The sequence below is a fragment of the Vibrio makurazakiensis genome, assembly GCF_050337375.1.
Classification (GTDB): domain Bacteria; phylum Pseudomonadota; class Gammaproteobacteria; order Enterobacterales; family Vibrionaceae; genus Vibrio; species Vibrio makurazakiensis.
On the sequence record NZ_JAKJSW010000161.1, the window covers coordinates 1 to 10139 of the forward strand.

10 protein-coding genes are annotated in these 10139 nt (G+C 43.1%); 4 read left to right on the top strand and 6 right to left on the bottom strand.

The features are described from left to right. The first annotated feature begins 81 nt into the window (after nucleotides 1–81). Entirely contained in the window at nucleotides 82–324 is a 243-nt protein-coding gene (locus tag L4C33_RS15970) for a hypothetical protein (protein WP_428813417.1), read from the top strand. Between the two features lie 52 nt (nucleotides 325–376). On the opposite strand, the gene L4C33_RS15975 is transcribed toward L4C33_RS15970, so the two are convergent. After that, entirely contained in the window at nucleotides 377–832 is a 456-nt protein-coding gene (locus L4C33_RS15975) for an Lrp/AsnC family transcriptional regulator (protein WP_428813408.1), read from the bottom strand. Between the two features lie 152 nt (nucleotides 833–984). On the opposite strand from L4C33_RS15975, the gene L4C33_RS15980 reads away from it, so the two are divergent. Next, nucleotides 985–1905 (top strand): DMT family transporter, encoded by a 921-nt coding sequence (locus L4C33_RS15980; protein ID WP_428813409.1) that lies wholly within the window; start codon nucleotides 985–987, stop codon nucleotides 1903–1905. 95 nt (nucleotides 1906–2000) lie between these two features. Then, nucleotides 2001–2465 (top strand): exoribonuclease R, encoded by a 465-nt coding sequence (locus L4C33_RS15985; RefSeq protein ID WP_428813410.1) that lies wholly within the window; start codon nucleotides 2001–2003, stop codon nucleotides 2463–2465. Between the two features lie 73 nt (nucleotides 2466–2538). On the opposite strand, the gene L4C33_RS15990 is transcribed toward L4C33_RS15985, so the two are convergent. The 3 genes from L4C33_RS15990 to L4C33_RS16000 form a co-directional block, all read right to left on the bottom strand. After that, complete coding sequence (locus L4C33_RS15990) at nucleotides 2539–3219, bottom strand: MaoC family dehydratase (RefSeq protein WP_428813411.1); 681 nt, start codon at nucleotides 3217–3219, stop codon at nucleotides 2539–2541. 355 nt (nucleotides 3220–3574) lie between these two features. Continuing rightward, entirely contained in the window at nucleotides 3575–6727 is a 3153-nt protein-coding gene (locus L4C33_RS15995) for an efflux RND transporter permease subunit (protein WP_428813412.1), read from the bottom strand. An 11-nt stretch (nucleotides 6728–6738) separates the two neighbouring features. Further along, nucleotides 6739–7869 carry an efflux RND transporter periplasmic adaptor subunit gene (locus tag L4C33_RS16000; RefSeq protein WP_428813413.1) on the bottom strand — a complete coding sequence of 377 codons (1131 nt, stop codon included), beginning with the start codon at nucleotides 7867–7869 and terminating at the stop codon, nucleotides 6739–6741. Between the two features lie 256 nt (nucleotides 7870–8125). On the opposite strand from L4C33_RS16000, the gene L4C33_RS16005 reads away from it, so the two are divergent. After that, a complete protein-coding gene (locus L4C33_RS16005; RefSeq protein WP_428813414.1) occupies nucleotides 8126–8569 on the top strand; it encodes a dCMP deaminase family protein in 444 nt (147 codons plus the stop codon). A 180-nt stretch (nucleotides 8570–8749) separates the two neighbouring features. Here the strand turns inward: L4C33_RS16005 and L4C33_RS16010 are convergent, their stop codons facing one another. Next, the gene (locus tag L4C33_RS16010; RefSeq protein ID WP_428813415.1) at nucleotides 8750–9598 is read right to left on the bottom strand and encodes a mechanosensitive ion channel family protein; all 849 of its coding nucleotides are present in this window, start codon (nucleotides 9596–9598) and stop codon (nucleotides 8750–8752) included. Between the two features lie 41 nt (nucleotides 9599–9639). Next, the gene (locus L4C33_RS16015; protein WP_428813416.1) at nucleotides 9640–10107 is read right to left on the bottom strand and encodes a DM13 domain-containing protein; all 468 of its coding nucleotides are present in this window, start codon (nucleotides 10105–10107) and stop codon (nucleotides 9640–9642) included. Nucleotides 10108–10139 lie beyond the last annotated feature (32 nt).

The following is a 10139-nucleotide window of genomic DNA, read 5'->3' on the forward strand; positions in this document are numbered from 1 at the left end:
CAAAACGATTTACAGTGGCTGAAAATTTGTTATCATAAGATTTCATATAACTTAACAATAAAAAATAATCTGGCTAGGTGTATGCAAAAAAACAAAGTTTTCAATCGCTTGAATGATATTGAGTGCCCAATAGACATAAAAGCTAAGCTTTTATCTGTTGTAAAGCACATGGAAAAATTTGGTTCGGTAAGTGAACTAGAACTTTGCAAAATTTTTGGGGAAGTAATCTGGAACGATGGTATTGACTACCATTCACACGCATTTTCATTTCGTATTGACGAAGAAAAACGTCACTGTCTAATTTCTAGATTTAAATACCACTAAAATAGAAAAAGGAGCTCTTAGAGCTCCTTTTTTGATTGCCGAAACTAAATCATTATTTATAGATAGGTAAAGGCGAATTGCCTTTAACTTGTCGAATCGCCAAATGGGTATGGATATCCTTAACGTTTTCTAAGCGCTGTAACTTACGTGTAAATGCTTCATATCCCGTCAAATCTTTACTCACGACTTCAAGTAAATAATCATACGCTCCTGAAACGACATGGCAGCTGATTACTTCTTCCATCTCTACAACTGCGGCTTCAAACTTATCAATCGAACGTTCTTGATGATTACTTAAACTGACCTCGACAAATACCGTCATCGCAATTCCTGCTTTCTCACGAGATATCGTCATACGGTAGCCATCAATAATGCCCTTTTCTTCAAGCCGCTTAATACGCCTAGCACAAGGTGATGCGGATAGCCCTACTTGATCAGCTAATTCGGCTGTTGTCAGCCTTCCATCTTTTTGCAACAAAGAAAGTAAATTTAGGTCGATTCTATCCACAATCATCTCACACTGGGTTGTTTCCACTAAAATACGCCAAAATTGTGATGAATTAAAGCCAAATAACATCACCTCGTTCAAAGTTTGCCAACATTCACTAACCAGTAGAACCAATAATATAGATCAGTATCGACACAACAAGACGCATCAAAATGATATATGGATATTTAGCAATTTTCGTCACCTTATCTTTGTGGGCTGGTTTCTTCCTATCTCTAAAAGGCGGTGCTATTTCCGGGCTCACCTCAGCAGATATTGCATTAATGCGCTTTGTACTGCCTGCGCTGATATTATCGCCTTTGGTTTACCTAAACAGACAAAAAATTGCTAACGTTCCATTTAAGTATCTGGCTGGTATGTTTTTAGGATGCGGACTCCCTTACTTGTTGGTCGCAAGCCACGCCATGAGCTTTGCTCCTGTATCACACGGGAGCGCATTAATCCCAGGTACGTTACCACTATTCGTAACTGGTATTGCGGTACTGGCTTTTAAACAGCCTTTAAGCTCGCACCGAGTTATAGGGCTAGGTTTAATCCTAACGGGCATCACCATCTTCTTGAGTTCTAGTATCGTTAACTACGACTGGCAACAAACTCAAGGTCATGTTTTGTTTCTAATGGGAAGTTTTATGTGGGCGGTATTCACGATATCGGCTCGAGTAGCCAACCTAGATGCTTTAGTGAGTGCCGGACTCGTAGCAATAGTCTCTACGCTGCTCTTATTGGCTTCTATTGGATTAGGCTTACTAGACAGCCATTTGTTTAGTACTCCAGTGCAGCAATGGCCATATYCAGAATTAACCGTACATCTCTTATTACAAGGGGTGGGTGCTGGGCTAGTTGCCGCATTTACCTATTTATATGCAGTTAAAAAGCTCGGAGCTGAGCGTTCAGCTGCTTTTGGATCGGCCACTCCCGCAATAGCGACGCTTCTTGCTATTCCTATCTTCGGTGAGATACCTGATACAGCCACATTTGCGGCATTAGTGTTTATCTGCCTTGGGAGCCTAGTCGCCAGCAATATTTTTCTGAAGAAAGATGCCGGTTTGAATTACCAACCTAGCGCTCGCTAATGATTTGATGCAAGACACACATCTTAATAATTTTGAACCTGGCCTTGTTCTCTATTACACTAGCGCCCCTTATCTTTCCAGCGAAGAGAGCTGCAATGCAACGCGACTACACCCTTAATAGTTTATTAACTATGCCACGTCATGATCTTGAAGAGTTCAGCCTACGAATGATCCACCGTTTAGTGCCAGAAGAAGCGATGAACGAGTTATTTACATTCGAGCAAGAAGAAGTGACCAGTGAAGAACGCATGCAATCTGCCAAATTCGATGCAATGTTAAGAATGACGGCCATCGCTCTTGGGGAAATGCACCTAGCATTTTCTGAGTCAGACAACTCTCAGCAAAACATTGAAAGAATGACTCGCTTGCTACTTTGGCACTTCTACTCGGTATCATTCAATTTAGAGGAAGCGATCAACCTAGAGATCCACTGTGCGAAAGTAGAAGAGATATTGAAGAAAGCTCCGACAGAAGCCTTTGGTTGGGTAAAAGAACTGACAGAGTTACTGCACTACTATGCAGAAGTCAGCGATAAAGAAATTAACAACGATAAGACCTAAATTTATCGTGAACCATCAAAAAAGCCAGTAGCGATTGCTACTGGCTTTTTTAATATCTATTCGATGGTAAAACTTAGAAATGAAGCTGGATTACCGATACAACGACTGCACCGGGGCGTCGAATGCCTTCTATTTCAACGCGAATTTCACGTTCAATCTCTAAGCCTTTTTTGATTGGTGTTACTTTTAATAATGTACTTTTTGCTCGTACATTACTTCCTGACTTTATCGGGTATGGGAAACGTACTTGGTTTAAGCCAATGTTCACTACCATCTTCGCCGTTGGAAATTGAGACTGGTCAGGATCAATGCTGTCCGTAAGCTTCGGCAGCAAAGACAATGTTAGGAAACCATGAGCGATCGTCGTCTTAAAGGGTGAGTCAGATTCAGCTTTTTCTGGATCGGTATGGATCCACTGCATATCTTCAGTGACTTGACCAAATTGATTAATACGATCTTGGCTTACGTTTGCCCAATCACCAGTGTGGATCACTTCACCAACTTTATTTTTCAAGTCGTCAAACACCAATTGAGCTTCAGGTTTGAGTTCTATTGGTTTTTCTACTGGCGCATCTTCGTTACCTGCAGGAGCAAGGTGATGTTCACGTACCCAAGTAAAAAAGTGGCTGTTTTGCGTTCTATTACGAAAGTCGCCCCAATACTCTTTCAGAGCTGGAGACATCCATTGCATAAACTCAGAGTGATTTAATGAGAAACTATCACCCTTGTGTTTAAATAATTCGACTACTTTCATGAGAACCCCAGTGGCGTGTGTTGATGACCTAACCCACTAATTTTGWAGCACTTCACACTATTCTGCAAATACTTTCGAGCCTACAAGCGTTCGCTCAATCAATTAAACACTTATAAATCAAAATGTTACCAATAAAACACCATTTTATTTTTTGAATTTATAAAGCTTAATGTCCTATTTTTTATAAATAAAACACCTAATATGCAACACCTTTTATTCCAAACCCATATAAGAAGCGTTATAAATAACAAAAGAGACCATACAATTTGCATGATCTCTTTGGGTTGTAGACTTGCCACTAAACTGAGTTTTCCTACTCAATTTAAACGACTTTTACTGCATCACTTACCTAACACTAGTCATCATCTAGTGGGATAAGTTTGGTGTTGCCTCCGTGCGCTTTCTCACGGCGACGTTGCACGAATGCATAGAAACCAGGAATTAAGAAAGTACCAGCAAGTAACACGCATAACAGACCGCCAATAAGCGAAATGCCTAATGAATTCTGGCTCACATGCCCCGCTCCTGCAGCAAAGATAAGTGGGAAGATACCTAGAATGAATGACCACGATGTCATGTTCACGGCACGGAATCTTAACGTTCCCCCTTTAACCGCAGCATCTGCAATTGGTACATCTTTGTCTTCACGCTCTACTTTTGCGAATTCCACAATCAAGATTGCGTTCTTGGCCGCAAGCGCAATGAGCAACACTAAACCAATTTGAGCATAGAGGTTCAGTGGCGTCCCTGTGATCGTCAACGCGATGAACGATCCCAAAGTCGCAACTGGTACCACCAATATAATCGCCAGTGGTATTGTCCAGCTCTCATATTGAGCAACCATGAACAGATAAATGAAGATCAATGCGAGTGCAAATGCAAATATCGCCTGATTACCTGCCAAGACTTCCTGGTAAGCCATCCCAGTCCATTCGTACTGATAACCTTGCGGTAGCATTTCAGCAGCAACTCTTTCCATTGCTGCAATCGCATCACCACTTGAGTAGCCAGGTGCTGGTTGCCCCTGTATCACAGTGCTGCGGTACATGTTGTAACGCCACGCAACGTCTGGCTCAAAGATCTGCTCATGAGTTACCAACGTACTCAGCGGGATCATTTGACCTTCATTAGAACGTACATGAAAACGCGCTAAATCATCCATGCTGCTTCGGTGTTCGCTATCCGCCTGCATTGTGACTCGATAGTTTTTACCAAACATCGTGAAATCATTCACGTACAGCGAACCTAAGTTCCCTTGCAGTGTTTGGAATATCGCAGACAACGGCACACCCAACTGTTGCGCTTTCTCGCGGTCAATATCAACATAGTAGTGAGGTACATTGGCGCGGAAAGTACTGAAGGTATAGGCTATCTCAGGCTGCTTATTTGCTTCTTGAATAACATCATTCATTACCATGGCAAGGTCAGTACGACTACGTCCAAGCGTATCTTCAAGTACAAACTCGAAGCCTGACGCAGCACCCATTCCCGGTACGGCCGGAGGCCCCATAGCGAATACGACGGCCTGTGGAATTTCAGTTGCAGCTCGGCCATTAATGCGTGCAGATATTGCTTGCGCGGAATGTTCCCCATCAAGATTGTTTCGTGTTTCCCAATCGTGAAGTTTAACAAACATAGACGCACCGTTAGACGCTGAAGCACCTGTCATGAATGCATAGCCGTTAACCAGCGTTACGCCATCTACCCCAGCTTCTTGCTCTACCATTTCAAGTAACTGTTCAGTGACTTCTTCTGTACGAGAAAGTGAGGCAGCGTCTGGCAATTGAACGTTAACCAGCAAAATGCCCTTATCTTCTTGCGGTACAAATGCCGTTGACGTGTTTTTCGCAAAGAACGTTACAGCGGCCAGCGCAACAAAGAAGAAAGTGACAAGCAACACTGATTTCTTGACTAAGAAACCTGCCACTTGGCCATATTTCGTCGTAACTTTATCTAGACCGCGGTTAAACGTCTTGTACCAACGTGCTGTATTGCCACCACCTTGCTTTAGAACCAAAGAACATAGCGCTGGGGACAGCGTTAGAGCATTGATTGAAGAGATAACCACTGCGATACAGATAGTTAACGCGAACTGGCGATACATGATGCCCGTAATACCCGGCAGCATTGCTACAGGGATAAACACGGCTAGTAGCACTAAGGTCGATGTCACGATTGGCCCAGTTACCTCTTTCATCGCAATAAGTGTCGCTTTACGAGGAGAGATAGTTGGGTCCTTGGCCATCGTTGTGTCAACGTTCTCGATCACGAGAATCGCATCATCAACCACAATACCAATCGCCAAAATCAGACCGAATAAGGTTACCGTATTAATGGTAAAGCCGGTCATCTGCATAATGGCAAATGTGCCGATTAAAGACACCGGAATTGCGACGACTGGAATTAAAGTAGCTCGGGCACTGCCTAAGAAAAGGTAAGTTACCGCGATAACTAATAGGATCGCTTCAATAAGCGTTTTAACAACCCCTTTTATCGATTCAGCGACAAACAACGTGGTGTCGTAACTTGCTTCATAAGCAAAACCTTCAGGGAAGTTGGCACTCATGTTATCGAGAAGAGCCATAACAGCCTGACCACTTTCAAGCGCATTGGCATCCGACTGAAGTGACAATGTCACGATAGAGGCATCTTGACCACGGTATTTACCATTACCATCGTAGAACTTTTTACCTAGTTCAACGCGCGCAACATCTTTCAAATAAACAGTAGAACCGTCACTATTTGCTTTTAGGACAACGTTTTCGAATTCATCTGCTGTTTCTAGTCGACCTTTGGTCACGAGGTTAAACTGAACTTCTTGAGGATTATGGTAAGGAGCAGCGCCCACTCGACCAGCAGCTACCTGTACGTTTTGTTCTGCAAGTGCAGCATACACATCAGACGTCGTTAAATTCAGGTTTGCCAYCTTTTCAGGATCAAGCCAAACACGCATTGCGTATTCACCGCCACCTAGCACGTTCACTTCACTAATACCGCTAACACGCGCAAGCTGGTCTTTAATGTTTAAGTTAACGTAGTTGATCAAGAACTGATCATCGTACTTTCCATCAGGAGAGTAGAAGTTAAGCACCATTAACAAGTCTGGTGAACGTTTTTTCACCGTAACACCAACCATTCTTACTTCTTGTGGAAGCTTCGATTCGATCTGTGAAACACGGTTTTGTACGTTGACCTGCGCCATATCGGGGTCGGTACCAACATCAAACGTCACGTTAAGGTTATACGAACCATCGTTGGCGCTCTTTGAAGACATATACAACATATCTTCAACACCATTAACGGAGGTTTCTATCGGGTCAGCTATCGCCTGTTCGACGACCTCTGCGCTTGCACCCGTATAGTAAGCAGTGACACTTACAGATGGAGGACTGATTTTTGGATATTCAGCGACAGGCAAAATTGCCAAAGAAATAGCACCCGCCAAGGTTAAARTAATTGAAATAACCAGTGCGAATTTGGGCCGCTGTATAAAGAAACGACTTAGCATGCTTACGCTCCTTATTCGGCTGTTTTAGTATCAGGTTCTTGAATACGAACAGCCATACCATTACGGATACGCTGTAAACCTTGGGTGATAACCACATCTTCAGGCTCTAAACCTGACTTGATGATAATACCTCCAATAACCTGATCACCCATCTCAACGTTACGACGTTCGACAACATTACCTTCGGTGACCAGCATTACGAAGTTACCTTCTAAATCTGTCTGTACCGCTCTACGAGGGATACTCATTACTTCGATGGACTGCTTTTCTCGTAGGTTAACTCGGACATGTTGACCCGGTAATAGCTGTTGTTCCGGGTTATCAACAATCGCACGCATAGCCAAAGTTCCGGTATTAAGGTTAATGCGGTTGCCTAGATAATCGAGCTCGCCAAAATGTTCATACGCTTCACCATTCTCAAGCATAATTTGCACTTCAACGGCACTAGAATCTCCACCGCCATTTCCTTCTATTTTGTCTAGACCCAGCGCCAAACGCTCACGTTCACTGATGCTAAAAGCAGTATGAATTGGATCAAGGCTCACAATTGTCGTCAGTACACCAGATGAAGGAGAAACTAAATCACCCTGGCTCACTTTAGTGTCACTAATTCGGCCAGAGAAAGGCGCTAGAATTTTCGTGTGCGAAAGGTTTACATTTGCCGCGATCAATTGCGCTTTTGCGGCTTCAAGCTGAGCTTCTCCACCAAGTAAAGTTGCGGTTAGTGCATCAAATTCAGACTGAGAAATGCTGCCTTTCGGTAGTAGCCTTTTTCCACGTTTGAAATCAAGTTGAGCTTTTTTCAATGCCGCATTGGCTTGAGCTACTTCTGCCTTAGCACTTGCTACTTGAGCTTCAAATGATGAAGGTTCGATTGTGTAAAGGAGCTGCCCTTTCTCAACCGTTTGCCCTTCTTCAAAATGGCGGCCTTGAAGGTAGCCAGACACTTGAGCCGTAATAGCTGTGTCTTCTACAGCCTCTATACGGCCGATGTAAGATTTACTTTGTTGGTGAGGAATGACATTAACATCCTGTACTGCCACAAGTGGTAAAGGCGCTTGATTGGCTTTTGAGGCGTCCTCGCCACAGCCAACCAGAAGAATGGAACTTGCTATTGCCGTCAGGATAAGCTTTTTATGCATGGGTATACCGTCATATTTAGTCTTAGAACAGCATAAAAGTTACCTAGCACACGTAGGCTCAATGTCCGAGGAATATCAATTATTACAGCGTCAATTGTATCAACCTGTAACATGAAACTTGGTGTTTATAAATTGGCTACAATCAACTAACAAAACTGATGCAAATTACGTGTTCGGGCTTTCCGTCAGGCCTTTTATCGCCTACCATGGACGCTATCAACAAAACACACCCTATTTAATCTTTAAGGTATCAATCATGATTTCAAAATGGGCTAAACGCTTCTATCAGATGGCAGAACTGGTCGGCTCTTGGAGTAAAGATCCTTCAACGCAAGTTGGCGCTGTTATTACAAAGCACAATCGCATCGTTTCTGTTGGCTTTAATGGCTACCCACATGGTGTTTCAGACAGTGCTGATACTGATGACCGTGAAATGAAATACTTAAAGACACTTCACGCTGAAGAGAATGCAATCCTATTTGCTAAGCGTGACCTCGATGGTTGTGAGATTTGGGTTACGCATTTTCCTTGTCCAAACTGTGCTGCGAAGATCATTCAGACTGGCATTTCATCTGTACATTGCCCAGAACAAAGTGAAGACTTCCTATCTCGTTGGGGTGACAAGATTAAAGTGAGTCAAAGTATGTTTGAGCAAGCTGGAGTAAAAGTGGACTGGCTGCCAATCAACGACTTAGACTAGCGAGTATATTCATTGGCTGTTTATGACGTAAGCACTTAACCACCCTATGAACAAAAGCAAGACAAACAAAAAGCCGAAAGTTATTAACTTTCGGCTTTTTCGTATCACGATTACATGCCAGCGTTCCCACTCGCACCGTTTCTAGCGATTCAGAATTACCTCATTCAAAATCAAAAGTACCTAGTTCGAATTTTCTGGCGGAAATGCCACAGCGTACGCTTCCATGAAGTCTTTCCTGATCTCTTGCTCTAAATGAGTCGCTAACTCTGTCGGACAAAATATCATGTAATGAACAAGCTGTTCACCCGTTACCGCACTCGTAATGTGAATGTGGGGCTCTGGGCCAGGAAGGTCAACACCAGCATGCTTTTCAATGACCCCATTATAACGGCGAGCAACGTCGATGAACTCTTCACTATGATGTTCAATTTTTGTAATGAGATCAGGTACCAATGGGTACAAGTTTACAAAGTCTTTCACCGTGATAGCGAAGTTGTGGTAAACATAGCGTTTCATGAAGTTAAGGTTCTTTACAGGGTATGTAAAAAACATGCTGTTTGGCAGTGTCGCGGTTTTACCCGTGTAGTGGTACTGCCCATGATACAAATCGATTTCCTGTATCACGGTCGCCATCATATTATGCTCGATGACTTCACCACTGAGTTTACCCACTTCTATCCAGTCACCAATGCGAAATGATCGAGAGCTTGCTCGCTGGATTGAACCAGTAAAACACAAGATGATCTCTTTCGATGCCACGACAATCGCAACCGCAATAGCGGTTACCGACAGCGCAAACTCACTGATTTCAGACTTCCACAATATAAAAAGCGTAAAGACAATAAATGCGAATGTGCCATTTTTGGTTCTCGACATCCATTTGCGTTGATCTTCTGTCAGGAAGTCGACATCGCCTCGAATACTAGAGAGGGTTATTCGCCTTACCATCAAGACCACCGCAATGATCAACATGCTAAAAACAAACTTATGCGCTAATAGGAAGTCAATCGCCAGCCATAGCTTTTCCATCTTTACTCCAACATTCTGATACTACTGCTAAAGCTAGGGTATCATTGAATCTTTGCAGAAGTAATAAACTGCCCAAAAGTTTCACACCAAATCACAACCGTATTGTACTGATTAATATCAAGACCCGATGGAAGGGCTACATTAAATCGGTCAAACGTTTTTACATCGCCAGCTAAGAACATTTGTGACTTACTCTGGTTGAAGGCGTCCTCAGTTTCTATGTACTTCGGTGATAAATACACTTTGTAGTCAGGCCCAGGAGCAAGCTCTCCTTCAAAAACTACCGCTTCTTCACTCACGGATACTACGCCTTCCCCCCAGTGTAAAAAGTCACTATCAGCTCTATCTTTACTGAATGTTCCCGTGTAAACAGCATTTTCTGCAGCCGTTTGAACGGATATCTGGGACGGAGACTCCGGCTCAATCAAAATCGGTAGGCTATAAATACCAAGCCCAAAACCAACAGCACCCACGCTAAGGTGGGTGCAAAGTAATACTAACTTATTCATCGTTTACTCCCTTAATACGTATAGGAAGTATC

Coding starts and splice junctions, on each gene's coding strand:
- L4C33_RS16005 (WP_428813414.1), top strand. CDS start 8,126: ATGATTTCAAAATGGGCTAAACGCTTCTATCAGATGGCAGAACTGGTC.
- L4C33_RS15990 (WP_428813411.1), bottom strand. CDS start 3,219: ATGAAAGTAGTCGAATTATTTAAACACAAGGGTGATAGTTTCTCATTA.
- L4C33_RS15985 (WP_428813410.1), top strand. CDS start 2,001: ATGCAACGCGACTACACCCTTAATAGTTTATTAACTATGCCACGTCAT.
- L4C33_RS16000 (WP_428813413.1), bottom strand. CDS start 7,869: ATGCATAAAAAGCTTATCCTGACGGCAATAGCAAGTTCCATTCTTCTG.
- L4C33_RS16015 (WP_428813416.1), bottom strand. CDS start 10,107: ATGAATAAGTTAGTATTACTTTGCACCCACCTTAGCGTGGGTGCTGTT.
- L4C33_RS16010 (WP_428813415.1), bottom strand. CDS start 9,598: ATGGAAAAGCTATGGCTGGCGATTGACTTCCTATTAGCGCATAAGTTT.
- L4C33_RS15970 (WP_428813417.1), top strand. CDS start 82: ATGCAAAAAAACAAAGTTTTCAATCGCTTGAATGATATTGAGTGCCCA.